Genomic DNA, 24,577 nt, shown 5'->3' on the forward strand with positions numbered 1-24,577 from the left:
TCGCGATCCGCAATTCGCGCGAAGGGGCCATCGTCATCAATCCGCGAACTGGCCCGCCGCTTCCAGGATCGGGCGCCAGCGCGCGATCTCGGCGACGAGATGCGCGCGATGCGCCTCCGGCGTCACGCGCGACAGCGGCTCGGGCGGGCTGGCGAGGCTGTTGAGGCGCGCCACCACCGCAGGATCCTGGATCGCCACGCGCAGGGCGGCGTTCAGGCGGTCGATCACCGGGCGCGGCGTGCCGCGCGGCGCGTACATGCCGTGCCAAATGCTGACCTCGAAGCCCGGCAGGCCGGCCTCGGCGGCGGTCGGCACGTTCGGTGCCTCCGGCAGCCGCGCCGAGGTCGCCATCGCCACGCCCTTGATGCGGTTGTCCATCACGAAGGGCAGCGAGGAGGTGGTCTGGTCGCAATAGACGTCGAGCCGCCCGGCCATCAGCTGCGGGAAGATCGGGCCGGAACCGGTGAAGGGCACGGTGGTGAAGTTGATGCCGAGCTGCGCCTGCAGCAGCGTGCCGCAGAGCTGGCTGGCCGAACCCAGGCCCGCATTCGCCAGGTTCACGCCGTCGCGGCGCTCGCGCGCGAAGGCGATGAAATCGGCCAGCGTGTTGCCGGGGAAATCCGGGCGCAGCGAGATGATCATCGGCGTCGGCGTCACCAGGCCGAAGGGCTCGAGGTCGGTCACCGGGTTGTAGGGCAGGCGGCGATACAGCGTCGGCTGCGTGGCGATGCCGATATTGGTGTAGAGAATGGTGTGGCCGTCATTGCGCGCCTGCACCACGCGCTGCACGCCGATGGTGCCGCCCGCGCCGCCGACATTCTGCACCACCACCTGCTGGCCCAGATCGCGCCCCATCACATCGGCGAGCAGCCGGCCGACCACGTCGGTGGGCCCGCCGGGCGCGAAGGGGATCACCATGTTGAGCGGCTGGGTGGGGAAGGACTGCGCCATGGCGGGCGCAGCCCCCAGGGCCAGGGCGGCGCCGAGCAGCGCGCGGCGCATCAGGTTCATCGACATGGCTCGTTTTCCTCCGGTGATGATGTGCAAACTTGTCAGCGCCCGCCGCCGATGTCCACCAGCGCGCCGGTCATGTAGGAGGCGGCCGGGGAGAGCAGGAAGGCGACCAGCCCGGCCACTTCCTCCGGCTCGCCGGGGCGGCCCAGCGCGATGGCGGCGGTCATGGTCTTGAGCCGCTCCGCCCCCGCGCGGGCCTCATGGCTTTCGGTGCGGATCACGCCCGGCCGCACGCAGCAGACGCGGATGCCGAGCTTGCCGACCTCATTGGCGAGGCCTGCCGTGAAGCCATCCACCGCGCCCTTCGCGGCCGCATACATCACCCGCCCGGGCTGCCCGCCGAGCACCGAGGCGCGCGAGCCGATGTTCACGATGACGCCGCCCGAACCACCGCGATCGGTGGCCATGCGGCGCACCGCCTCACGCGAGCAGAAGACGGTGGTGCGGAGGTTGCCGTCCATCATGCGGTCGTACTCGGCCGCGGTGATGTCGGCGATCTTCGCCTCGGCGCTGCCGCCGGCATTGTTGACCAGGCCGCGCAGCGGCCCCATGGCGTCGGCGGCCTCGAACAGCGCGGCGATGCCGGCTTCGGATTGCACATCGGCCTGGATTGCGCGCGCGGTGCCGCCGGCTGCCGCGATGGCGGCGACGGTGGCCTTCGCGCTTTCGGCGTCGCGCGCATAATTCACCGCGACGCTCCAGCCATCCGCCGCGGCGGCCTTCGCGATGGCCGCGCCGATGCCGCGACCGGCCCCGGTGACAACCAGAACCCCGTGGCTCACCGCGACCACCCGCCGACCTTGGAGAGTTCGGCACGCGCCTCGGCGGCGGTCATCGGCTCGGCGCCGAACTCGCGCAGCAGCCGCACCGCGCGCTCGACGAGCACCGTGTTGCTCACCGCCAGCTCGCCCTTGTTGAGGTAGATGTTGTCCTCGAGGCCCACGCGCACATGCCCGCCCAGCAGCCAGGCCTGCATCAGCATCGGGAACTCCATCCGCCCGATCGCGAAGGCGGCCCAGGGGCTGCCGGCGGGGATGATGGAGCGCGCATAGTTCAGCGTCTCGGGATTCCAGTCGAAGCCCCAGCGGATGCCCATGCAGACCTGGAACAGGCAGGGGCCCTTCAGCACGCCCTGTTCCATCAGGTGCTTGGCGAGGCCGATGTCGCCGGAATCGAAGACCTCGAGCTCGGGGATGGTGCCGGCGGAATAGATCAGCTCCGCCATGCGCGTCACCGACCAGGGCGCGTTGATCACCACCGCGCTGCCCGACCACATCGTGTTCAGGTCGAGCGTCGCGATCTCGGGCTTCAGCGCCACGATGTGTTCCACGCGCTTGTCGGGCGGCAGCAGCGTGCTGCCGGCGGCGGCGTTGCGGGGGTTGTCGCGATCCGGCACGAAGCGCCCGCCCGGGCCGGTGGTGAGGTTGATCACCACATCGGTGCCGGAGGAGCGGATGCGGTCCACGACATCCTTGTAGAGGTCGAGCGACATGGAGGGCTTGCCCGTCTCCGGGTCGCGCACATGGATATGCGCCACCGCCGCGCCGGCCTTCGCGGCCTCGATCGCGGCATTGGCGATCTGCTCGGGCGTGATGGGCAGATAGGGCGTCTGCTCCGGCGTCGTGATGTTGCCGGTCACCGCGCAGGTGAGGATGTATTTGCGCTTCACTTGGAGGGGCCTCCGAAGGCGGGCTTGCCCCGCGTGATGTCGAGGAAGCGCGTGATGATCACGCGCTCGAACAGGCCATTCTTGCTGAAGGGATCGCCGGCGGAAAACGCCTCCGCCGCCGCGCGGTCGGGCACGTCCACGATGAAGACGCTGCCGATGCGCTTGTCGCCCGCATCATCGACCATCGGCCCGGCGAGCTTGATGTCCACGGGGCTCGCCTGGAGATAGGCGCGGTGGGCGTCGTAATGCGCGTCGCGGATCGCCTGGCCGTCCGGCTTCTGCGTGCAATGGATCAGGAAGAGCATCAGGCGGCCTCCAGCCGGGGGATGCGGAATTCATAGGTCAGGCGCGCGGGCTTGCCCTCGCGCTTCGAGGCCTCCCAATCCGTGACCAGCGAGGCCTTCACGCCGAACACCGCATCCTCATGCAGATAGGGGTCGCCATCCTTGAAGATATGCGTGATGAGGTCGCGATAGCCTTCCTTCTTGATCCAGAAATGCACATGCGCCGGGCGCATCGGCCCGCGCCCCATCGCGGCGAGCACGCGCCCCACCGGCCCGTCATGCGGCACCGGATAGGCGGCGGGCACGACGGTGGGGAAGGCGACGACGCCCTGGGCATCGGTGCGGAAACGCCCGCGCATGGAGTGCTCGTCGCCGAGCTGGCTGTCGTAGAAGCCCTCGGGCGAGGTGTGCCAGGCATCCACCTGCGCGCCCTCGATCGGCTGGCCCTGCTCATCCAGCACGCGGATCTCGACCTCGAGCGGCTCGCCCTCCACGCCCGGCGACATCTGCTGGCCGTTCTGCATGACCGGCGGATTCTCGCGGTGGAAGGGGCCGAGCACGGTGGTTTCGCTCACGCTCGCATGGGTGCGGTGCGCGATGGCATCGACCAGCATCGAGACGCCGAGGATGTCGGAGAGCAGTATCACCTCCTGCCGCTTGTCGTCGCACCAGCGGCCGAGCTCGGTGAAGAAGCCGACCGCCTGCTCCCATTCCTCGGGGGTGAGCTCCACCTCGCGCACGAAGTCATGCACATGGGTGATCAGCCCGGTCATGAGCTGGCGGATGCGCGGGCTGGCATCGGGCGCGATGCGGCCCAGCACGGCCTCGGTCAGGTTCTCGCTGGTATAGGTGATGTGGCCGTCGGCCATGTCTGGGTTCCTCCTGCGGGTTCAGCGCATTTCGATGACGACACGCCCGCGCGTGCCCCGCGCGACGGCGGCATAGGCCGCCGCGCCCTGGGCCAGCGGATAGGCCTCGGCGATCACGGGGGCGGGGTAGGTGCCGGATTCGAAGCCGGGGCGCAGCGCCTCCATCATCGGCGCGCATTCGGCGGTGCCGCGCTTGAGGCTGTCCACGCCGATCAGGCGGCATTCGCGGCGGTAGAAGGGGATCAGCTCGAACTTCACCTGCTCGCCCGGCGTGCCGGCGATGACGATCATGCGGCCACGGAAGGCGAGCGCGCCGAGTGCTGACTCGGTCAGGTCGGGCCGGCCGACGCAATCATAGACCACGTCCACGCCGCGCCCGCCGGTCAGCGTGGCGATCTGCGCGGCGAGGTCGCCGGCCGCGATGTCGATGAAGTCGGGCTGCGCGTGCCGGGCCGGGCTGTCGGCAGGCGCCTCGCCGCGCACGGCGGCGATCACCCGGGCACCCTTGCCGCGGCCGATGCCGCAGGCCGCACCGCCCACGCCGCCCGTGGCACCAATCACCAGCAGCGTCTCGCCCGCGGCGAGTTGCGCATAATCGAGGCCGATCCAGGCGGTGACGTAGTTCACGCCCACCGAAGCCGCCTGGGCGAAGCTGAGATTGGCCGGCTTGCGGCGCAGCCCGGCCACGGGCACGCGCAGATAGGCGGCGTGGCTGCCATCGCGCAGATAGCCATGGTCGCCGCCCGTGCCCCAGACCTCGGCGCCGAGCCACTCGGCCGGGCCGGCCACCACCACCCCGGCATAGTCGCGCCCGGGCGTGCGCGGCGGCACGGTCTGGCGCATGCGCCCGGCCACGTTCTTCACATCCGAGGGGTTCACCGAGGCCGCGCGGACGGCGACCAGCGCCTCCTCCGGCCCCGGCGCGGCGATCGCCATCTCGGCCAGGTGCAGCACCTCCGGCCCGCCGAAGGCGTCGAAGCGCAGCGCGGGCGCGCGGCTGGGCAAGGTGGCGAGCGGGGGCGCGGCCAAGGGCGCGTCGGGCATGGCGAAGGGGTCCTCTTGAACGTGGCCCGGCATAGGCGGGGCGGGCGGGATGGGTCAAGCGATTTCTGCAATCGATTGCACCATTCCGCACCTGCGTAAAGCGGCTAGGGTGGCGCCCATGTCGAATCGTCGCCCTGCCCGCGCCACCGAGGCGCCGCGCGCCACCATCGCCGATGTCGCTCGCCTCGCGGGCGTGCACGCCTCCACCGTCTCGCGCGCCCTGAACCCGGCGACGCGCGGCATGGTGACGGAGGCGGTGGCGCTGCGCGTCACCGCGGCGGCAGACAGCCTGGGCTGGCGGCCCTCCATGCTGGCGGCGGGGCTGCGCACGCGGCGCAGCCGGACCATCGGCATCCTCGTGCCCGATCTGGTGAACCCGATCTTTCCGCCCATCGTGCGCGCCGCCGAGGCGAAGCTGGCCGCGGAAGGCTATGCCACGCTGGTCGCCAACACCGACAACGACAAGGCGCGCGAGACCCTGCTGATCGAGCGCATGGCGACGCACCTGGTCGATGGCCTGATGCTGGCCTCCGCCGCCGAGGGCAGCGAGGCGCTGGCGCTCTGCGCGCGGCTGGGCATCCCGGCGGTGCTGATCAACCGGCGCCTGCCCGGTGGCATGCAGCAGGCCGGCGCCTCGGCCGTGACGAATGACGACCGGCACGGGATCGGCCTGGTGGTGGCCCATCTGGTGGCGCTGGGCCATCGGCGGATCGCGCATCTGGCCGGCCCGCCGGGTGTCTCCACCGCCGCTGACCGGCGCGGTGGCTTCCGCGCCGCGCTCAAGGCCGCAGGGCTCGACCCCGCCAGCGCGCCGATCCAGGCGGCGCGGGCCTATACCGTCGAGGCGGGGCGCGAGGCGATGGCGGCGCTGCTCGCAAGCGGGGCGGATTTCACCGCCGTGGTGGCGGCCAACGACATGCTCTGCCTGGGCATCTACGACGCGCTGGCGGCGGCGGGGCTGCAGGTGGGGCGGGATGTCTCGGTCACCGGCTTCAACGACATGCCCTTCGTGGACCGCATCCACCCGGCGCTGACCACGGTGCGCATCCAGCATGCGGCGATGGGGCGGGAGGCGGCGGGGCTGCTGCTGGCCGAGATCGCGGCCCCGGAGGCGCCGCGCCAGGATATCCGCCTGGTGCCGGAGCTGGTGGTGCGCGCCTCGACGGCGCCGCCCTTCACGGCGAGTTGATAGGGAGCCCTGGCGGGGCCGAGATTTTCCGCGCGCGCACACAGAAGCGTGTAGAAGGGCAGGCCTGCGCGAAAAATGAGACGATTCGTCATTTTATCCACGGGTCCTCGGGGGTTTTCGCAGCAGACTCCCTCTGTCCAGGGGGGTCTTCGAGAAATTTCTTCCTCGGCGCCCGAATCACCTCCGGCTGCTGCCTGGCCCCCCGCCCAATAGGAGGCTTGGTTTGCAACCCACGATATGTTTTCGTGCACCCACTAACCGAGTATTCCTCGATCATCTCCTGACAACGGACCCTTAATGTCTCAGGCGCGGCGGCCGAAATCGGAGTTCCTGGGGCTGCACGATCCCTATGCGGATGTGCCGGCTTCCACGACGCCGCAGCCGCGGCGCCCGGCTCCGCCCTTGCTCGACAAGGAGAAGGGCGAGGAGCTGTTGCGCGCCGGCGCTTCCCTCGTGGTTATCGTCGTCCTCATCGCCGTCGCGGTCACCGCGCTCTACTGAGCCGACCCATCCCGGGCTAGAAGGGTGGCATGCACGCCCCCGTCTTGCCCGCGCGCCTCTACGACGCCCGCGGCAATCTCTACGCTGTCATCCCCCCCACTGCCCTTGGCCTTACCGCCGGGCCCGAGGCCGCCGCCCGCAGCCACGCCGCCTGGGCACCGGCGGCCATTGCCGCCACCTGCGGCTGGCCCGGCCCGATTCCGGCCGGGGCGAAGCCGCACCGCTCGGACGGGCTGCTGGTCGGCCCCTTCCAGGCCACGCCGCCCTTCGACCTGCTGATCGTGAACACCGATGCGACCCTGGCCGAGCGCAGTGGCAATGGGCTGACCATTTTCGCCACCGCCCTGGCCGAGGACGGGAGGCTGCCGCCCGACACGCCCGTGACGCTGCGCGTGCACCATGCCGGCGCCACGCCGAGCCCCGGCCCGGTGACGGTCACGCGCGGCACCGAGGCCGGCCAGCCCGGCATCTGGCTTGAGCTTGGCCGCCCGAGCTTCGGCCCGGCGGCGGTGGCGGCCTTGCCGGCGGGCGTGATCCCCCTGGCCGAGGCGCCGCTGGTGACGGTGAAGCGCCTCGCCGCGCTCGACCCGGCCTGGGCGCGCACCGTCTTCGTGCGCATCGGCAACCCCCACGCCGTCACCTTCCTCCCGACCGAGGCCGAACTGCCGGCCATGGCCGCGCTGCGCACCCCCGCGCTGCAGGCGGCGCTGACCCGCATCGCCTTCGCGGCCGGCAGCCAGGGGGAGGGCGACCCCTGCCCGGCCGGGATCAATCTGCAATGGGCGGCGCCGCGCGCCGATGGCAGCCTGGCCGCGCGCGTCTTCGAACGCGGCGAGGGGCCGACGGAATCCTCCGGCACCAGCGCCACCGCGGTCGCGAGCGCGGCGCTGCGCCTGGGACTCGTCGCCGGGCCGCGCGTGCTGGTGCACATGCCCGGCGGCACCGCGCCGCTCGCCGCCGACCCCGATGGCACGATGCGGCTCTTCGGCACGGCAAGGCGCCTCGCATGATCCGGCGCGCGGCATGATCGGCCCCGCCGGCTGGGGCATCCTGCTGCGCCTGGCCGCCACGCTGCTCTTCGCGCTGATGTCGCTCTGCGTGGCGCTCGCCGCCAGCGAGGCGCCGGTGGGGCAGATCGTGTTCCACCGCAGCCTCTGGGCGCTGGTGCCGATCCTGCTCTACCTCGCGCTGCGCGGGCAGTTGCGGCACGGGCTGCGCACGCGCCACCCGCTCAGCCATCTGCGCCGCAGCCTCTATGGCTGCGCCTCGATGTTCTTTTCCTTCATCGCCCTGGCGGAGCTATCCCTGGCGCTGGCCACGGCACTCGCTTTCCTCGCGCCCCTGCTGGCCGTGCCGGTGGCGATGGTCGCGCTGCGGGAGCGGCCGGGCTGGCTGGTGGGTGGGGCGGCGCTGGCGGGGTTCCTGGGTGTGCTCATCATGCTCGCCCCGGCGCTGACCGGGCCGGCGCTCGCGACCGGCACGCTGATCGGCATCGGCGCGGGGCTGCTCAACGCGGCGGTGACGATCGGCGCAAAGGTGGAGGTGAAGCGCCTGACCGCCACCGAATTGCCCGGCACCATCACCTTCTACTTCGCCCTCATCTGCGGCCTGGGCGGGCTGGCGACCTGGCCCTTCGGCTGGGCCACGGTGTCCGATTCGGGGTTCCTCTGGCTGGTCGGCGCGGGGCTCACCGGCGGGCTGGCGCAGATCTGCATGACCGAGGCGGTGGCGCGCGCGCCGATCTCGCTGCTCGCCCCCTTCGAATATGCGGCCATGCTCTGGGCGCTGCTGCTGGATCTGCTGGTCTTCGGGGTGGTGCCGGGGCTGAGCGGGCTTGCCGGATGCGCCATCATCGTTGGCGCAGCGGCCGTGGTGGCCTTCGCGGACCGTCTTGGCCGTCGGCACTGAATATACGCTTCTTGCATCGATACCTCGGCGGCGCGACTAACGCTGCGGTAGTTTTCATGGCTGACGAACCTGAGGGGGCAGCCATGGCCATCATCACGGGAACTTCCTGGGGCGATCTCATCACCACCGCCAGTGTGTCCGAAAGCGTGCAGGGTGGCGTGGCCACCAGCGGCGAGGACCGTATCGTCGCCGGGGGGCGGCCGCGACACGGTCCGCGCCGGTGACGGCGCCGACACGGTGTTCGGCGACGCTTACTCCGACACCCTGGAAGGCGAGGGCGGCGACGACCTGCTGGACCTCTCGGCGATCGATGCCGTGGCGGGTGTCGCGGGCGACCAGGCCTTCACCTTCATCGGAGCGGCGGCCTTCTCTGCCGCCTGCAGCCCGGCGCCGCCTTTGCGGCAACCGACCTGATCGGCTGATCAACCCGGCAGGCGCGGCGTCTCGGGCTGTTCGTCTTTCAGCGCCACACCCGTGGCGCCGAGCCGCCGCGCCGCGCCGGTCAGCCAGAGCAGCTTCTCCGCCGCCTCCCGGCTGCCGAGCCCGCCGGGGCGGATGTTGCTGATGCAGTTGCGCTCGGCATCGGTGCGCCCGCGGCGCGGCGCGTGGGTGAGGTAGATGCCCATGCTGTCCAGCGCCGTCAGGCCCGGCCGTTCGCCGATCAGCACGGCGACGAAGCCGGCCTGCATCGCCTCGCCGATCGCATCCCCGATGGCCACGCGCGCCTGCTGCGCGATCACCACCGGGCCGAGCACGAGCCCTGCGGCGCGCAGCAGCGGCGCGGCGGCGGCAACCAGCGGCGGCGCCTGGGTCTGCACGCCGCTGGCGCAGAGCCCATCGGCGACGACGAAGACGAAGGCGCCCGGGGTCGCGGGCAGCGCGGTGTCGCGCAGCCTGCGGCCGAGATCGGGGCGCAGCAGATAGGCGCGGCGATCCGGCGCCTCGCTGGCCACGACCAGGCTCGGCAGGGCGAGCGCGGCCTGCAGCGCCACGACATCGAGCGCCGAATGCACCGCATCGCGCGCCCGGGCATGCGCTTCCTGGAAATCGAGATGCGCCGCCGTGGGCAAGCCATTGCCCACCCGGCCGAGCGCCACGCGCGCGGCGGTGTGCGCGCGCAACTCGGACCAGCGCGTCGGCGTGCTCACAGCAGCCCCGCGACCGGCATGGGCAGCGCCTCCGGCGTGCGCTCCGCGAGGCCCATGCGCGCGAGCCATCCCGCGAATTCCGGCGCGGGGCGCTTGCCCAGCGCGGCGCGCGCATAGAGCCCGTCATGGAAGGAGGTGGATTGATAGGCGAGCATCGTGTCATCCGCGCCCGGCACGCCCATGACATAGGTGACGCCGGCGACCGTCAGCAGCGTCAGCAGCGAATCCATGTCGTCCTGGTCGGCCTCGGCATGGTTGGTGTAGCAGACATCCACCCCCATCGGCAGGCCGAGCAGCTTGCCGGCGCAATGATCCTCGAGCCCGGCGCGGATGATCTGCTTGCCGTCATGGAGATATTCGGGGCCGATGAAGCCGACCACGGAGTTCACCAGCAGCGGCCTGAACCGCCGCGCCACGGCATAGGCGCGCACTTCCAGCGTCTGCTGGTCCACGCCGTGATGCGCCTCCGCGCTCAGCGCGCTGCCCTGGCCGGTCTCGAAATACATGCAGTTGTCGCCGATGCTGCCGCGATTCAGCGCGAGTGCTGCCTCATGCGCCTCCTGCAGCAAGGCGAGGGAGACGCCGAAGCTGCGGTTCACGCCTTCCGTGCCGCCGATCGATTGGAACACCAGATCCACCGGCGCGCCGCGCTCCATCGCCAGCAGCGTGGTGGTGACATGCGCCAGCACGCAGGATTGCGTCGGGATGTCGTAGCGCGTGCGCACGGCATCGAGCAGACCGAGCAGGCGCAGCAGGTTGTCCACATTGTCGGTCGCCGGATTCACGCCGATCACCGCATCGCCCGCCCCCAGCAGCAGCCCGTCCAGGATCTGCGCGGCGACGCCCTTCGGGTCATCCACCGGGTCGTTCGGCTGCAGGCGGATGGAGAGCGTGCCGGGCAGGCCCAGCGTGTTGCGGAAGCGCGTCACCACCCGGCATTTCTGGGCGATCGCGATCAAATCCTGCACGCGGCAGATCTTGGTCAGCCCCGCCACCATCTCGGGCGTGAGGCCCGGCGCGAGGGCGGTGAGCGCGGCGGTGTCGGCCTCGCCGAGCAGCCAGTCGCGGAACCCCCCCAGGGTGAGATGCGCCACGGGGGCGAAGGCGGCTGCGTCGTGGCTGTCCAGGATCAGCCGCGTGACCTCGTCATCCTCATAGGGGATCACGGCCTCGTCCAGGAAATGCCGCAGCGGCAGGTCGGCCAGGGCGCGCTGCGCGGCCACGCGCTGCGCGGCACTCTCCGCCGCCACGCCCGCCAGGGCATCGCCCGAGCGGAAAGGCGTGGCGCAGGCCAGCAGCCGGCGCAGATCCTCGAAAACATAGCGCGTGCCACCCACGCTTTGCGCGAAGCCCATGCCGCCCGCATCCCTGTCCTGCGCGCCCCACATGGCATTGCCCGCCCCGTCTTGCCAGCCCGCCCCCGCCGCCGGAGGATGCGCCGCCGCTTGGGGGGAATGACATGGATCGTGCTGCGCTGGAGATGCGCCCGGATGCGGCGGCCGAATGGCCGGACCACATCTACGCCGCGCTCAAGGCCCACAACATCACGCAGGTGGCGCTGGTGCCCGATGCCGGCCATGCGCGGCTCATCCGCCGCTGCCTGGCCGACAATGAGATGCGCGTCGTCACCCTGACCACCGAGGAAGAGGGCGTGGCCCTGCTTGGCGGCGCCTGGCTGGGCGGGGCGAAGGGCGTGCTGCTGATGCAATCCTCCGGCGTGGGCAACTGCATCAACATGCTCAGCCTCGCCACGCTCTATCGCACGCCCCTGCCCATGCTGGTGACGATGCGCGGCGACTTCGCCGAGTTCAACCCGGCGCAGGTGCCCATGGGCCATGCGACGCAGACGGTGCTCGAGGCGATGGGCACGCTGGTGCACCGCGCCGACCGGCCCGAGGATGTCGGCGTGACGGTGGACGCCACCATCCGCCTCGCCTTCAACACCTATCGCCCGGCGGCGACGCTGCTCGGCCAGCGCCTGATCGGCGCCAAGACCTTCGGGAAGGATTGAGGCGATGAGCGGCTATCCGGACCGGCGCGACGTGGTGCGCGCCCTGCTCGCCGAGCGTGGCGATCTGCTGGTGGTGGCGGGGCTCGGCGCCTCGGCCTGGGACATCACCGCGATCGGCGATTGCGCTCAGAATTTCCCGCTCTGGGGCGGCATGGGCGGGGCGGCGATGATGGGCCTCGGCCTCGCCCTCGCGCAGCCGAAGCGCCGGGTGCTGGTGATCACCGGCGATGGCGAGATGCTGATGGGCATCGGCGCGGTGGCGACCATCGCCGTGCAGAAACCGGCCAACCTCTCCGTCGTCGTGCTCGACAATGAACACTACAGCGAGACCGGCGGGCAGGAGACGGCGACGCGCCACGGTGTCGATCTCGCCGCCATGGCGCGCGGCGCGGGCATTCCCGATTGCCGCACCCTCACGACGCTGGCCGAGGTGCCCGCACTGCGCGATGCGATCCACGCCGCCTCCGCGCCGCTTTTCGCCGTGGTGAAGATCGCAGTCGGCAACCTGCCCCTCGTGCTCCCGCCGCGCGAAGGCGCCTATCTCACATCGCGCTTCCGCGAGGCCGTGCTCGGCCCGGCCGCGCATCACCAGCTCTGAGGGGGGCGCCGCCATGCCGCATGTCATCACGCTGCGCCCGATCCATGAGGACGCCATCGCCCTGCTGCGTGAGGCGCCGGGTGTCACGGTCGAGACGGTGATGGATCTGTCGGAAGCCTCGCTCGCCGCCAAGCTGCCCACCGCCGATGCGCTGATCGTGCGCACCATCCGCATCGACCGGCCCTTCCTGGCGCATTGCCCCAATTTGCGCATCCTCGCGCGGCATGGCGTGGGCTATGACATCGTCGATGTCGCCGCGCTCACCGAGCGCAACATCCCGCTCACCATCACGCCCGAGGCGAATGCGGTGAGTGTCGCCGAGCACGCGCTGATGATGATGCTGGCCTGCGCGCGGCGGCTGACCGACTTCAACGCCAATCTCCGCGCCGCCACGCCGGTCTGGGGCGCGCAGCCGGGCCTGCCGACCTTCGATCTCGCGGGCAAGACCGTGCTGGTGGTGGGCTTCGGGCGAATCGGCACGCGGGTGGCGAAGCTCTGCGCCGCCTTCGGCATGCAGGTGCTGGTGCGCGACCCCAATGTGGCGAAGGGCAGCATCCGCGGCCTGGGCTTCACCCCGGTGGACGACGCCGCCGAGGCCGCGGGCGTCGCGGACATCGTCACCGTGCATGTGCCGAGCGGCCCCTCCACCCGCAACATGATCGACGCGGCCTTCTTCGCCCGCATGAAGCGCGGCGCGGTCTTCGTGAACACGGCGCGCGGCACCATCGTGGACCAGCGCGCGCTGGAGGCGACGCTGCGCGCCGGCCACCTGGCCGCGGCCGGCATCGATGTCTTCGAGGAAGAGCCGGTGGAGACGCCCATCTCCCTGCTCTCCGTGCCGAACCTGATCATGACGCCCCATGTCGCCGCCAGCACGCAGGAAGGGCTGCGCCGCATGGCGATGGACAGCGCGGCCGCGGTGCTCGGCTGCTTCGCCGGCACGCTCGACCCCGACATCGTGGTAAATGGGGAGGTCCTGGCCCGGCGGAACTGAGCTTCCGCCCCCAGCCCCTTGACTCCGCCGCCCTTCGTGCCGAGTTGCGTGTTGACGGGCGGGCGCCCGCCCCATAGGGTTGTGGCGTCGGTTCCGACAAATCGGTCGCGTCGCGCCCCGTGGCGCCGCCGGTCCCTCCCCTTCTTGCCCCCCGGACGCCGCACCCCCTGGGTCGTGGCGCGGTCTGGGCGAGCCGAAGCATCGTTCGCCGCCTCGGCTTGCCGCCGCCGTTCCGGGCCCACCGCCTGTCTCCTTCCTCGCGCACGACGGACGCGTCCGCCCCATGCATCTTTCCGAACTCAAGGCGAAATCGCCGGCCGACCTGCTGGCCTTCGCCGAATCCCTCCAGATCGAGAACGCCTCGTCCCTGCGCAAGCAGGACATCATGTTCGCGATCCTGAAGTCGCTGGCCGACAATGAGCAGGCCATCTATGGCGACGGCACGCTCGAGATCCTGCCCGACGGCTTCGGCTTCCTGCGCAGCCCGCAGGCCAATTTCCTTCCCGGCCCGGACGACATCTACGTCTCCCCCGCCCAGGTCCGGCGCTTCGCGCTGCGCACCGGCGACACGGTGGAAGGGCAGATCCGCGCGCCCAAGGATGGCGAGCGCTACTTCGCCCTGCTGAAGGTCGACACCATCAATTTCGAGGCGCCCGAGGCGCTCAAGCACCGCATCAACTTCGACAACCTCACGCCGCTCTACCCCACGCGGCGCCTGAAGATGGAGAATGCGGACGCCGAGGCCGTGGCGAAGGGCCCGACCAAGGACTACACCCACCGCATCATCGACCTCGTCGCCCCCATCGGCATGGGCCAGCGCGCGCTGATCGTGGCGCCTCCGCGCACCGGCAAGACGGTGATGCTGCAGAACATCGCCAAGTCCATCACGGCGAACCACCCCGACATCTTCCTGATGGTGCTGCTGATCGACGAGCGGCCCGAGGAAGTGACCGACATGGCCCGCACCGTGCGCGGTGAGGTCGTGGCCTCCACCTTCGACGAACCCGCCACGCGCCACGTCCAGGTCACGGAAATGGTGCTCGAGAAGGCGAAGCGCCTGGTCGAGCACAAGCGCGACGTGGTGATCCTGCTCGATTCCATCACGCGCCTGGGCCGCGCCTACAACTCGGTGGTGCCGAGCAGCGGCAAGGTGCTGACCGGCGGCGTGGACGCGAACGCGCTGCAGCGGCCCAAGCGCTTCTTCGGCGCGGCGCGCAACATCGAGGAAGGCGGCTCGCTGACCATCATCGCCACCGCGCTGATCGACACCGGCAGCCGCATGGACGAGGTGATCTTCGAGGAGTTCAAGGGCACCGGCAATTCCGAGCTGGTGCTCGACCGCAAGCTCTCCGACAAGCGCACCTTCCCGGCGATCGACATCACGAAGTCGGGCACCCGCAAGGAAGAGCTGCTGGTCGAGCGCGGCACGCTCAGCAAGATGTGGGTGCTGCGCCGGATCCTGAACCCGATGGGCACGCAGGATTCGATGGAGTTCCTGCTCGACAAGCTGAAATACAGCAAGACCAATCAGGACTTCTTTGATGCGATGAACACCTGAGGGTGTTCACCGCATCAGCTTCGCGCCCGCCGGCCTAATCCAGTTTGCGGGCCAGCTTGCGGGCGAGGATGTAGCCGATCATGCCGGCCACAGGGGCGGCGGGCATGACCAGCAGCCAGCCCAGATGCTGCCCGCCGATCACGAGCCCCATGCCGATGCCGAGCATCATGCCCCCCACCAGGGAGCCGACGACCCCGGCGGTGAGGCCGAGCACCAGGATATCCGCGCGCGTGATCATGGCCGGCGATTAGGGGGTTTCGCCGCGGTTTGACAAGCTGCGGCCCCGCTTCTAGAAGGCGCGCACTTCCGGGAACGTGGACGCAGCTTCGGGCTGCGCGCCCGCTTGGGGTCATCCGGACCCCCGGCCTACCGGGACAACCTGCCGCGAAGCGCCTCAAGGCGTGGCGGCGCAAGAAAAGACCCGCATCCTGTCATGGGGTGGGGGCCGGAGCCTTTTGTGACCAAGCGCGCTGAATCCAAGTACAAGATCAACCGCCGCCTCGGGGTGAACCTCTGGGGCCGTGCGAAGTCCCCCATCGCCAAGCGGGAATACGGCCCCGGCCAGCATGGCCAGCGCCGCAAGCAGAAGCCGACCGACTTCGGCGTTCAGCTGATGGCGAAGCAGAAGCTGAAGGGCTACTACGGCAACATCGGCGAGAAGCAGTTCCGCAAGTACTACGAGGAAGCCGTGCGCCGTAAGGGCGACACCTCGGAGAACCTGATCGAGCTGCTGGAGCGCCGTCTGGACACGGTGATCTACCGCATGAAGCTGGCGGTGACGCCCTTCGCCGCGCGGCAGTTCGTGAACCACGGCCATGTGCTGGTGAACGGCAAGCGCCTCAACATCTCGTCCTACCTGGTGAAGGACACGGATGTGATCGAGGTGAAGGAGAAGTCGAAGCAGCTGACCTGCGTGCTGGATGCGGCGCAGAGCGGCGAGCGCGACGTGCCCGAATATATCGAGATCGACCACCGCGCCATGCGCGGCCGCATCCTGCGCGCGCCGAAGCTGAGCGACGTGCCCTATCCGGTGCAGATGGAACCGAACCTGGTGGTCGAGTTCTATTCGCGCTGAGGCTGAGCGGGCCTTCGGGCCTTACGAGAAAGCGCCGGTCCCGCGAGGGGCCGGCGCTTTTTTATGATCCGGCTATCGCTGGCGCGTAGGTGATCTGCTTAAGGACCGAACCTTCGAGTAGCTTCACGCTTGTGTTTGCTATATCCCAAAACAACGCGATCCGACCTGCCCAATCCGTGATTTCTAGAGCGCGCTGATAAGCCGTCTTCTTTTTGGAATCTTCGTCCGAGCGAACTGCTGGCTCCGACTCTTCTATACGGCGAAGTATACTCAGCATTCCGCCCGAGGCGTTGAATACAGCGTCGCCACCAAGGAGATGCCAATTAGAAATAGCCCACCTAAATTGAGCTGAGTAAGCCAAAAGCGCCTTTTCTGAAATACTACTAAACTCGGCATCCGAGATGAGCCGATCGATTTCATCTACCTGAGCGAGCAATTTAGGAATTATTTCTTTCGGGATTAAAGCTATTGGTGATTTACCCCTTATTATATCCCCGACAGATTCGATAAATTTGAAATTGCTGTCAGTAGCGAACTGATTGATATGGCGAACATCACGAATGAGAGAGTCAGGCTCGACGCATCTTCTTAAGTCTTTCACTGCATTCAAAGCGTGCTGCGCGAACAAGGGATAATCGTTGGCGAGCGCCTGGATCTGAGTTTCTAGCTTTCGAATAGATTCAGATATTATATGCATCAAAGAATAAATGCTGTCGTTCGGCGGCACGTCGAACATGATTCGAAGCCGCGCCTCAATTGGCGCGGCGGGAAGGTCCCCCGCATTAACATCAGCAAGCCGTCGGAATAGGGGAACCAAAAGCAACGCCAAAGATGTCTTTTCTAATTCTATACTTTCCACCTCACCATTGCTCATTGGTAGCCTCCGACCACTGCTCTTCTAGCGGCACGGTAGCCTGGAACGCGACCAGGCCACCATTCGGCGCTACCCTCAAGCCCCCGCCTTCACCTCAACCCCGTTCTCGGCGAAAAGCGCCTGCAGTTCGCCCGCCTGGAACATCTCGGTGACGATGTCGCAGCCGCCCACGAACTCGCCCTTCACATAGAGCTGCGGGATGGTCGGCCAGTTCGAGAAGGTCTTGATCCCCTCGCGGATCTCCATGTCGGCCAGGACGTTCACGCCCTTGAAGGGCACGCCCACATGCGAAAGGATCTGCACCACGCGGGCCGAGAAGCCGCACTGCGGGAACACCGGCGTCCCCTTCATGTAGAGCACCACCGGGTTCTCGGTGATCTCGGCCTTGATGCGGTCATGCACGCTGTCGGTCATCGGTCGGGTTCCTTTCAGAAAGGGGTTATTCGGGCGCGGAGGTCTGCAGCGCCAGGGCGTGCAGCGCACCGCCCATCCGCCCCTGCAGCGCCGCATAGACGATCTGGTGTTGCTTGACGCGGGAGATGCCCTTGAAGGCCGAGGAAACCACGGTCGCGGCGTAATGGTCGCCATCCCCGGCCAGGTCCTCGATCGTCACGATGGCATCGGGCAGCGCCGATTTGATCAGCGCCTCGATCTCCGCCGCCTGCATCGCCATGGCACTCAGCCCCCCCAGTCCTCAAGAAGCCATCAATGCCGGCAGGGTCGCCTCATGCGCCGCCGCCAAGCTTCCCACGGATATGGAGGAAGCATCGGCCAGAACCAAGTCCCCACCCCCGCTCCGGCCCAGGCGCCGCGCCGGCACCCCGGCGGCGGCGGCGGCGGCAAGCAGGCCGGCGCCATCGGCCACGGCCAGCACATAGCGGCCCTGGTCCTCGCCGAACCACCAGCCATGCGGCGCGAGGCCGGCCGGCGGCGCTTCCAGCACCGCGCCCACGCCGGTCGCCATCGCCATCTCGGCCAGGGTCACCAGCAGCCCGCCATCGGCGCAGTCATGGCAGGCGGCCACCGCCCCGCCGAGGATCTGCGCGCGTACGAAATCGCCAATCCTGCGCTCGGCGGCCAGATCGACGGGCGGCGGCGCGCCCGCCTCCCGCCCCGCGATCTCGCGCAGCCAGAGCGATTGGCCGAGCCAGCCGCGCCCTTCGCCCACCAGCACCAGGTCGAGCCCCGGGGCGAGGCCGAGCCCCACCGCCTGGCGCGCCTGTTCCAGCACGCCGACGCCGCCGATGGCGGGCGTGGGCAGGATCGCGCGGCCATTGGTCTCATTGTAGAGGGAGACATTGCCGCTCACGACCGGGAAGTCGAGGGCGAGGCAGGCGCTGGCCATGCCGCGCACGGCGGCGGCGAATTGCCCCATGATCTCGGGCTTTTCCGGATTGCCGAAATTCATGTTGTCGGTGATGGCCAGCGGCGTGGCGCCGACCGCGGTCAGGTTGCGCCAGGCCTCGGCCACCGCCTGGCGGCCGCCTTCCTCGGGGTCGGCCAGCACGTAGCGCGGCGTGCAATCCGTGGTCATGGCCAGCGCGCGGTCGAGCCCCTCGAGCTTCACCACGGCCGCATCGGCGCCGCCGGGGCGCTGCACGGTCTGCCCGCCCACGGTGCTGTCATACTGGTCCCAGATCCAGCGCCGCGAACACAGGTCGAGCGAGCCGACAAGCTTCTCCAGCGCCGGCAGGATGCCCATCGGGTTGTCGATGTCGGCGGCGTCCAGCACCGGCTGCTTCGGCGTCTCGGCGGTGGGGCGGCGGTAGAGGGGGGCCTCGGATTCCAGGGGGGCGAGGGGGATGTCGGCCTCGATCTCGCCCTTGTGGCGGATGACGATGCGGCCGGTGTCGGTCAGATGGCCGATGACGGCGAAATCCAGCTCCCACTTGCGGAAGATGGCCTCGGCCATGGCCTCGCGGCCCGGCTTGAGGATCATCAGCATGCGTTCCTGGGATTCGGAGAGCATCATCTCATAGGCGCTCATGCCGGCCTCGCGCTGCGGGACCTGGTCCATGAGCAGCTCGATGCCCACGCCGCCCTTGCTGGCCATCTCGACGCTGCTGCTGGTCAGCCCCGCCGCGCCCATGTCCTGGATGGCGACGATGGCGTCGGTGGCCATGAGTTCCAGGCAGGCCTCGATCAGCAGCTTCTCGGTGAAGGGGTCGCCGATCTGGACGGTGGGGCGCTTTTCCTCGGTGTCGGCGCTGAATTCGGTGCTGGCCATGGTCGCGCCATGGATGCCGTCGCGCCCGGTCTTGGAGCCGACATAGACCACGGGGTTGCCCACCCCCGCCGCCGCGCTGAGGAAGATGCGGTCCTTCGGCGCGATGCCCACGGTCATGGCGTTGACCAGCGGGTTGCCGTTGTAGGCGGGGTGGAAATTCACCTCGCCGCCCACGGTCGGCACGCCGACGCAATTGCCGTAGCCGCCGATGCCGCGCACCACGCCATCGATGATGCGCGTCATGCGCGGCGCGTCGGGCTGGCCGAAGCGCAGCGCGTTGAGGTTGGCGATGGGCCGCGCGCCCATGGTGAAGACATCCCGCAGGATGCCGCCCACGCCGGTGGCCGCACCCTGGTAGGGCTCGATGAAGCTCGGGTGGTTGTGGCTCTCCATCTTGAAGATGGCGGCCAGCCCATCGCCGATGTCGATCACGCCGGCATTCTCGCCCGGGCCGTGGATCACCCAAGGAGCGCTGGTCGGCAGCGTCTTCAGCCAGACGCGCGAGGATTTGTAGGAGCAATGCTCCGACCACATGACCGAGAAGATGCCGAGTTCCGCCAGGCGCGGGGTCCGGCCGAGAATGGCGAGCACACGCTCGAACTCATCGGGCTTGAGGCCGAATTCCGCGGCGAGTTGCTTGGCGCGCGCGGGGTCGAGGGGCTGGGGCATCGGCATTCCGAAAAGCGACGTTCGGCCTCTGGGTAGCAGTTTTTCGCGCGCGGGGAGAGACGCCTCGCCGCGCATGGGGGGCATGCGCCCCCCTCTCAGCCCGGCAGGGCGTAGCCGGCGGCCCTCGCCGCGCGATCCCAGGCGAGGGTGGTAGCGAAGCTCTCCTGCGTGACCGGCGCGAAGCCGGCGAGGTGCAGCGCGGGGTGGGGCGGGGTCGCCACCAGCGCGTCCCGCAGCGCCGCCACCTGCTCGGCCGGCAGGGCGGGTGAGGCGACGAAGGCGGGCATCGGGGCGAGGTCTGTCGAGTCCAGCACGCGGAGGCCCGCCGTGAGGTCGGGCCGGTGGCGCGCGATCAGCGCGTGCCAATAGGCGTCGAGCGGGCCGACATCGATCCGCCCCTCCCGCACCGCATCCAGCACGCCGCGCGCGGTGACGAGATCGCCCACCACCTCGCGATAGAGCGGCCCGCCGCGCGCCTGGTGGTGCGGCAGCAGATGGTGGCGCAGCGCGTTGAAGCCGGAATGCGAATGCGTGACCGTCCAGCCCAGGCGATGGCCGAAGGTATCTTCGAGCCGCGCAAAGGGGCTCTCCGCCCGCACGATCAGGTCCGAGCGATAGAGGGCGCGCCCGCCGGCCCATTGCAGGTCCGGGATCATCGCCGCGAGGGGCTGCACCGGCGCGATGCCGAGCGCGATGGGGTAGCCGCACATCTGCACCAGCCCCAGATCGCCGCGCCGCCAGAGATCCTCCAACGGCTGCGGCGCGGGGTAGGGCGTGTAGTCCAGCGCGACGCCGGCGCGGGCGGCGACGTCATCGATCAGCGCGCGCCAGGTGGCCTCCGCCTCGGGGGCCACGGCATACATGCGCGCATTGGCGATGAAGCGCGGCATCATTTCAGCGACACGAAGGTAGAACCTTCGTGTCCCTCAGACGCCGGGCGCCGCGCATCCGCGCGGCTTGGCTTCGCCGCACTTGCGGCGGCGCCCATTCGGGCGCTCGGCCCTTCGGGCCGCAAGCAAGCGCCCCGTCGATCTTCCATCAGCCCGCCGCGGGCGGCACTTCGTCGCGCAGATAGGCCTCGACCGTGCCCTGCAGCTTGATGGTCAGCGGCTGGCCGCGGCGGTCCACCGCCTTGCCGACGGCCACACGCACCCAGCCCTCGCTGATGCAGTATTCCTCGACATTCGTCTTCTCGACGCCCTTGAAGCGGATGCCCACGCCGCGCGCGAGCAGCTCGGCATTGTGATAGGGGCTGGCAGGGTCGGCGGAGAGGCGGTCGGGCAGGGGCGTTGTCATGCTCACAAGTCCACGGGAAGGAATGGCCGTGGTGGTAGCCGCGCCGGGCCGTGGCGCCTAGAGCCCCTGCTTCGCGGCGTAGTAGGCATCGGGCGGGTTGGCGTTGGCGCGCAGCCAGTCCGGCCCGCCCTGCGCCACCCAGCAGGCAGCGGCCAGATGCGCGGCGGCGGTGAGCGCGGCGAGGTCGCCCGCGCCCAGCGTGTGCCGCGCCTGCGCCGCGATGATGAGCTGGCCGAGGAAGTCGCCGCGGAAGAGCATCGGCGCATAGGCCGAGGAGCCCATGCGCGAGGATTTCAGGTATTGCCGGAAGCCCTGGTCCTCATCCGTGTTCGCCAGCAGCAGGGGCGCGCGGCTCGCCATGACGCGCGCGGGATGCCCGCCATCGATGGGCACCATCAGCCGCCGCTGCTCGGCCGGGAAGCCGATGCTGCCGACCAGCATGTGGTGCTGCCTGTCCGGCGTGACGAAGAAGGTGCCCGCGACGAAATACTGCCGCTCGCCCTCCTTCAGCGCGCCGGGGCGCAGAGGCGCGCTGCGGTCGCCGAGCGTGTCGAAACAGGCCTGGGCGATGGCGCGCATCGCCTCCTCCGGCCCCGGCGCGGCGAGGGCGGCCGCCCCCGCGCGATCGAGCAGCGCCAGGCTCATGGCGCGGGGCGGATGCCGGTGGCGTAGGTGTAGCCATCGCCGCGCGGCGTCAGGCTCAGCCCCCGCCGCACGCCCCAGCTCGAGCGCAGCGAGACGATGGGCAGGATGGCGTTGTCCGCGATGGCGATGCGCGCGGCCGCGCCCATCAGCCGCTCGCCCTCCGCCGGGTCGAAGCTCGCATCCACGCGGTCGAGCGCGGCATCAAGGGCGGGGTTCGAATAGCGCCCGCGATTGAGCGGCCCATGCCCGCGCGCCGGATCGCGCGTGCGCAGGATGGAGCCGATGCTCTCGCTCGCCACCCCGGTGGAGGAGGCGAAGATGGCGAGGAAGGCGGTGAATTCCGGGTCGAGCCCCGGCCCGCCATTGGCGCGGCGGAAGAACACCGCCGAAGGGAGCGCCTCGACCGTCGTGCGGATGCCGACCGCGGTCAGCATCTGCGCGATCGCCTGGCAGACCCGCGCATCGCCCGAGAAGCGGTCATTCGTGCATTGCACGGTGAGGTTGAAGCCGGACGGGTAGCCGGCCTCGGCCAGCAGGCGCCGCGCCTGGGCCGGGTCGAAAGGCGGCAGGCCGAGGCTGGCATCGTGGCCAATGAAGCCGGGGCCGGCGAATTGCGCGATGGGATCGGCCGCGCCCTCCAGCGCGCGCTCGGCCAGCGCCGGGCGGTTGATGGCGAGGTTCATCGCCTGGCGCACGCGCCCGTCGCGGATCGGGTTGCTCGGCAGGGGCTGGCCATCCGCGCCGGTGGCGAAGACCACGCGCTCGCGGAACTGGTCGAGATACATGTAGAGCACGAAGGTGCCCGGGCCGGTGACAAGCTGCGTGCGCTCACTCTCCCGCACCCGGGCGAAGAGCGAGGAGGGCACGCTGTCGATCACGTCCACATCGCCGGCCAGCAGCGCGGCCACGCGCGCGCTGTCATTGGCGATGAAGCGGAAGGTCACGCGCTGCCAGGGCGGCAGCGGCGCCCAATGCGTCGGGTGGCGATCCAGCACCACCTCGGCGCCGGGGGTCAGCCGCGTCCAGCGATAGGGGCCGGTGCCGATGGCCGCGCGCCCGCCGTTGAAATCGGCCTCGGTCGCGCCCTCGGCCGCGCGGGCGGAGAGGATCACCAGCACGCCCATCTGGTTGGGCAGCAGCGGCGCGGGGCCGTTGGTGCGGATGATGACGCGCCGCGCATCCGCGGCCTCCACCGCGGCAACGCTGCGCGTCTGCGCGACGAAGGTGCGCAGCCCCGTGATGGCGCGGGCGCGGCGGATGGAAAACACCACATCCTCAGCCGTCACCGGCGTGCCGTCGTGGAAGGTCAGGCCCTCGCGCAGCGTGAATTCCCAGGTCCGGTCATCCAGCGCGCGCCAGGATGAGGCCGCGCCGGGAAGGGGCCGCAGGAACTCATCCTGGAAGACCAGCGGCTCATAGACATGCAGCTGGACGTTGCGGTTGGGCGTGTAGTTCAGGTGCGGATCCGCGCCATCCACCGCCGCCTTGAAGCCGATGCGCAACTCCTGCGCCGCGGCGGGAAAAGCGAGCGCAGCCACCAGGGCAAGGGTGAGAAGGCGCATGACGCTACTCCGCCAGGGACATGCCGAGCGCCGGCTTCACATCCGGCGCCAGCGGGCAGACATAGGGCGTCTCGGCCATCTTCGCCGCATGCTCGGCCTTGGCGCGCGCGACGATGCCCGGGTCGCGCAGCGCATCCACCGCGGTGCCCGCCATCACCTTCGCCACATGCACCATGCCGGTATGCGCCGCCGGCAGCTTGCCCTGCGCGGTGAGCTGCCAGGAATGGCCCGGCGTGCCGATGGCGTAGGTCGCACCCCGCGCCTGCACGGTGGGCACTTTCCAGGACACATCGCCGACATCGGTGCTGCCCACCATGCCCGCGCCCTTGGCGTTGAGCGGCACGATGCTGTCGCAGAGCGACTTGCCCTTCTCGATCGCGAGCCCCTGGCGGCGATAGGCGGCGATGATGTCCTCCTCGCGCAGCGTCGCCTGGAAGCGCGCGGCGGCTTCGCGGTCCTCAGCGGTGAATTGCGGCGGGCCGAGGCGTTCGAAATTCTCGTGCATCGCCTGTTCCAGCGCGGTGTTGCCGAGCAGGTTGGAGACGGCGGAGATCACCTGCGTCGTGACCGTCGTCTCGGTCATCAGCGCCGCGCCATCGGCGATCTTGCGCACGCGCGCGACCAGCGGCGTCAGCTCCGAGAGGTTCCGCGCGCGGATCAGGTAGCGCACCTTGGCGCGCGACTGCACGACGTTGGGCGCGATGCCGCCGGCATCGAGATAGGCGTAGTGCACGCGCGCATCACTGGGCATGTGCTCGCGCATGTAGTTCACGCCGACACTCATCAGCTCCACCGCATCCAGCGCGCTGCGCCCGAGATGCGGGCCTGAGGCGGCATGCGCGGCGCGGCCGACGAAGGTGAAGTCGATGCGCGTATTGGCGAGCGAGGAAGGCTCATTTACGCCCGAGAAGCAGGCCGGGTGCCAGGAGATGGCGATGTCCACATCGTCGAAGGCGCCGTCGCGCACCATGAAGCCCTTGGCCGCGCCCCCTTCTTCCGCCGGGCAGCCATAGTAGCGCACACGGCCGGGCAAATTGTTCGCCTTCAGGTAGTCCTTCACTGCCGCGGCGGCGAGCAGGCTGGCCGAGCCCAGCAGGTTGTGCCCGCAGCCATGGCCGCTGGTCTCGCCCGGCACGGGGCGGGGTTCGGCCACGCCCGCTTCCTGGGAGAGGCCGGGCAGCGCGTCATACTCGCCGAGGATGGCGATGACGGGCCCGCCCTCGCCCGCTTCGCCCATCACCGCGGTGGGGATGCCAGCGACCTCGGTGGTGACGCGGAAGCCCTCGGCCTCCAGCATCGCCTTGTGCTCGGCGGCGGAACGATGCTCGTTGTAGCAGAGCTCGGGCATGCCCCAGACGCGGTCGGAGAGCGCGGCATAGGCGTCGCGCCGGTCATCCACCAGGCGCCAGATCTCGTCGTCGTTGCGCATCATCTCTCTCCGG

Annotated in this window: 28 protein-coding genes and 1 pseudogene; 11 read left to right on the top strand and 18 right to left on the bottom strand. The window is 69.8% G+C overall.

All coding sequences use genetic code 11. The annotated features are described in order from the left end of the window. Window positions 1-36 precede the first annotated feature (36 nt). The 6 genes from AC2D9U_RS08170 to AC2D9U_RS08195 are packed head-to-tail and all read right to left on the bottom strand — an operon-like array spanning window position 37 to window position 4,880. Window positions 37-1,017, bottom strand: coding sequence for a tripartite tricarboxylate transporter substrate-binding protein (locus AC2D9U_RS08170; RefSeq protein WP_484747979.1), 981 nt, complete (start codon window positions 1,015-1,017; stop codon window positions 37-39). Between the two features lie 35 nt (window positions 1,018-1,052). Continuing rightward, the gene (locus AC2D9U_RS08175; RefSeq protein ID WP_484747980.1) at window positions 1,053-1,796 is read right to left on the bottom strand and encodes an SDR family oxidoreductase; all 744 of its coding nucleotides are present in this window, start codon (window positions 1,794-1,796) and stop codon (window positions 1,053-1,055) included. Continuing rightward, window positions 1,793-2,683 carry a beta-keto acid cleavage family enzyme gene (locus AC2D9U_RS08180; protein WP_484747981.1) on the bottom strand — a complete coding sequence of 297 codons (891 nt, stop codon included), beginning with the start codon at window positions 2,681-2,683 and terminating at the stop codon, window positions 1,793-1,795. The genes AC2D9U_RS08175 and AC2D9U_RS08180 overlap by 4 nt, the downstream gene beginning before the upstream one ends. Beyond that, window positions 2,680-2,988, bottom strand: coding sequence for a YciI family protein (locus tag AC2D9U_RS08185; RefSeq protein WP_484747982.1), 309 nt, complete (start codon window positions 2,986-2,988; stop codon window positions 2,680-2,682). The genes AC2D9U_RS08180 and AC2D9U_RS08185 overlap by 4 nt, the downstream gene beginning before the upstream one ends. Then, window positions 2,988-3,836, bottom strand: a complete 849-nt coding sequence (locus AC2D9U_RS08190) for a dioxygenase family protein (protein WP_484747983.1) — start codon at window positions 3,834-3,836, stop codon at window positions 2,988-2,990. The genes AC2D9U_RS08185 and AC2D9U_RS08190 overlap by 1 nt, the downstream gene beginning before the upstream one ends. 21 nt (window positions 3,837-3,857) lie before the next feature. Next, window positions 3,858-4,880 carry a quinone oxidoreductase family protein gene (locus AC2D9U_RS08195; RefSeq protein ID WP_484747984.1) on the bottom strand — a complete coding sequence of 341 codons (1,023 nt, stop codon included), beginning with the start codon at window positions 4,878-4,880 and terminating at the stop codon, window positions 3,858-3,860. A gap of 118 nt (window positions 4,881-4,998) precedes the next feature. Here AC2D9U_RS08195 and AC2D9U_RS08200 point away from each other — a divergent pair, with 118 nt between their 5' ends. From AC2D9U_RS08200 to AC2D9U_RS08225, 6 genes and pseudogenes are all read left to right on the top strand, one after another. Beyond that, entirely contained in the window at window positions 4,999-6,069 is a 1,071-nt protein-coding gene (locus AC2D9U_RS08200; RefSeq protein ID WP_484747985.1) for a LacI family DNA-binding transcriptional regulator, read from the top strand. Between the two features lie 297 nt (window positions 6,070-6,366). Beyond that, window positions 6,367-6,570 carry a hypothetical protein gene (locus tag AC2D9U_RS08205; RefSeq protein WP_484747986.1) on the top strand — a complete coding sequence of 68 codons (204 nt, stop codon included), beginning with the start codon at window positions 6,367-6,369 and terminating at the stop codon, window positions 6,568-6,570. Window positions 6,571-6,599: 29 nt separating this feature from the next. Continuing rightward, a complete protein-coding gene (locus AC2D9U_RS08210) occupies window positions 6,600-7,580 on the top strand; it encodes a hypothetical protein (RefSeq protein WP_484747987.1) in 981 nt (326 codons plus the stop codon). Between the two features lie 13 nt (window positions 7,581-7,593). Further along, the gene (locus AC2D9U_RS08215; protein ID WP_484747988.1) at window positions 7,594-8,478 is read left to right on the top strand and encodes a DMT family transporter; all 885 of its coding nucleotides are present in this window, start codon (window positions 7,594-7,596) and stop codon (window positions 8,476-8,478) included. A gap of 153 nt (window positions 8,479-8,631) precedes the next feature. Then, window positions 8,632-8,703 (top strand): annotated as a pseudogene (locus tag AC2D9U_RS08220) (hypothetical protein); the annotation flags it as partial. A gap of 12 nt (window positions 8,704-8,715) precedes the next feature. After that, complete coding sequence (locus AC2D9U_RS08225; protein ID WP_484748370.1) at window positions 8,716-8,892, top strand: hypothetical protein; 177 nt, start codon at window positions 8,716-8,718, stop codon at window positions 8,890-8,892. Window positions 8,893-8,900: 8 nt separating this feature from the next. On the opposite strand, the gene eutC is transcribed toward AC2D9U_RS08225, so the two are convergent. Together eutC and AC2D9U_RS08235 are read right to left on the bottom strand one after the other, a co-directional pair. After that, window positions 8,901-9,626 (bottom strand): ethanolamine ammonia-lyase subunit EutC, encoded by a 726-nt coding sequence (gene eutC, locus AC2D9U_RS08230; RefSeq protein ID WP_484747989.1) that lies wholly within the window; start codon window positions 9,624-9,626, stop codon window positions 8,901-8,903. After that, window positions 9,623-10,981 carry an ethanolamine ammonia-lyase subunit EutB gene (locus AC2D9U_RS08235; RefSeq protein ID WP_484747990.1) on the bottom strand — a complete coding sequence of 453 codons (1,359 nt, stop codon included), beginning with the start codon at window positions 10,979-10,981 and terminating at the stop codon, window positions 9,623-9,625. Before AC2D9U_RS08235 ends, eutC begins: the two co-directional genes overlap by 4 nt. 104 nt (window positions 10,982-11,085) lie before the next feature. On the opposite strand from AC2D9U_RS08235, the gene AC2D9U_RS08240 reads away from it, so the two are divergent. From AC2D9U_RS08240 to rho, 4 genes are all read left to right on the top strand, one after another. Beyond that, a complete protein-coding gene (locus AC2D9U_RS08240) occupies window positions 11,086-11,637 on the top strand; it encodes a thiamine pyrophosphate-binding protein (protein ID WP_484747991.1) in 552 nt (183 codons plus the stop codon). Window positions 11,638-11,641: 4 nt separating this feature from the next. Continuing rightward, window positions 11,642-12,235: a thiamine pyrophosphate-dependent enzyme gene (locus AC2D9U_RS08245; RefSeq protein WP_484747992.1), complete on the top strand. Its 594-nt coding sequence runs from the start codon at window positions 11,642-11,644 to the stop codon at window positions 12,233-12,235. Window positions 12,236-12,248: 13 nt separating this feature from the next. Continuing rightward, window positions 12,249-13,229, top strand: a complete 981-nt coding sequence (locus AC2D9U_RS08250) for a hydroxyacid dehydrogenase (protein ID WP_484747993.1) — start codon at window positions 12,249-12,251, stop codon at window positions 13,227-13,229. A gap of 283 nt (window positions 13,230-13,512) precedes the next feature. Beyond that, window positions 13,513-14,787: a transcription termination factor Rho gene (gene rho, locus AC2D9U_RS08255; RefSeq protein WP_484747994.1), complete on the top strand. Its 1,275-nt coding sequence runs from the start codon at window positions 13,513-13,515 to the stop codon at window positions 14,785-14,787. A gap of 34 nt (window positions 14,788-14,821) precedes the next feature. Here rho and AC2D9U_RS08260 read toward each other — a convergent pair whose 3' ends face one another. Continuing rightward, a complete protein-coding gene (locus tag AC2D9U_RS08260; RefSeq protein ID WP_484747995.1) occupies window positions 14,822-15,025 on the bottom strand; it encodes a hypothetical protein in 204 nt (67 codons plus the stop codon). A gap of 219 nt (window positions 15,026-15,244) precedes the next feature. On the opposite strand from AC2D9U_RS08260, the gene rpsD reads away from it, so the two are divergent. Continuing rightward, window positions 15,245-15,862, top strand: a complete 618-nt coding sequence (gene rpsD, locus AC2D9U_RS08265; protein ID WP_484747996.1) for a 30S ribosomal protein S4 — start codon at window positions 15,245-15,247, stop codon at window positions 15,860-15,862. 61 nt (window positions 15,863-15,923) lie between these two features. On the opposite strand, the gene AC2D9U_RS08270 is transcribed toward rpsD, so the two are convergent. The 9 genes from AC2D9U_RS08270 to AC2D9U_RS08310 form a co-directional block, all read right to left on the bottom strand. Next, window positions 15,924-16,736, bottom strand: a complete 813-nt coding sequence (locus AC2D9U_RS08270; protein ID WP_484747997.1) for a hypothetical protein — start codon at window positions 16,734-16,736, stop codon at window positions 15,924-15,926. A gap of 75 nt (window positions 16,737-16,811) precedes the next feature. Next, window positions 16,812-17,150 carry a Grx4 family monothiol glutaredoxin gene (gene grxD / locus AC2D9U_RS08275; RefSeq protein ID WP_484747998.1) on the bottom strand — a complete coding sequence of 113 codons (339 nt, stop codon included), beginning with the start codon at window positions 17,148-17,150 and terminating at the stop codon, window positions 16,812-16,814. 25 nt (window positions 17,151-17,175) lie between these two features. Beyond that, entirely contained in the window at window positions 17,176-17,409 is a 234-nt protein-coding gene (locus AC2D9U_RS08280; RefSeq protein ID WP_484747999.1) for a BolA family protein, read from the bottom strand. A 21-nt stretch (window positions 17,410-17,430) separates the two neighbouring features. Then, complete coding sequence (gene purL, locus AC2D9U_RS08285; RefSeq protein WP_484748000.1) at window positions 17,431-19,632, bottom strand: phosphoribosylformylglycinamidine synthase subunit PurL; 2,202 nt, start codon at window positions 19,630-19,632, stop codon at window positions 17,431-17,433. 95 nt (window positions 19,633-19,727) lie between these two features. Continuing rightward, entirely contained in the window at window positions 19,728-20,522 is a 795-nt protein-coding gene (locus tag AC2D9U_RS08290) for a phosphate/phosphite/phosphonate ABC transporter substrate-binding protein (protein ID WP_484748001.1), read from the bottom strand. A 148-nt stretch (window positions 20,523-20,670) separates the two neighbouring features. Then, window positions 20,671-20,928 (bottom strand): DUF3297 family protein, encoded by a 258-nt coding sequence (locus AC2D9U_RS08295; protein ID WP_484748002.1) that lies wholly within the window; start codon window positions 20,926-20,928, stop codon window positions 20,671-20,673. 57 nt (window positions 20,929-20,985) lie between these two features. Further along, window positions 20,986-21,573, bottom strand: coding sequence for a GAF domain-containing protein (locus AC2D9U_RS08300; RefSeq protein WP_484748003.1), 588 nt, complete (start codon window positions 21,571-21,573; stop codon window positions 20,986-20,988). Continuing rightward, on the bottom strand, window positions 21,570-23,135 hold the full coding sequence (locus tag AC2D9U_RS08305) for an ABC transporter substrate-binding protein (protein ID WP_484748004.1): 1,566 nt from the start codon (window positions 23,133-23,135) through the stop codon (window positions 21,570-21,572). Before AC2D9U_RS08305 ends, AC2D9U_RS08300 begins: the two co-directional genes overlap by 4 nt. A 4-nt stretch (window positions 23,136-23,139) precedes the next feature. Continuing rightward, the gene (locus tag AC2D9U_RS08310; protein WP_484748005.1) at window positions 23,140-24,564 is read right to left on the bottom strand and encodes a M20 family metallopeptidase; all 1,425 of its coding nucleotides are present in this window, start codon (window positions 24,562-24,564) and stop codon (window positions 23,140-23,142) included. Between the last annotated feature and the right edge of the window lie 13 nt (window positions 24,565-24,577).

Source organism: Roseomonas sp. TF40, from assembly GCF_057219975.1.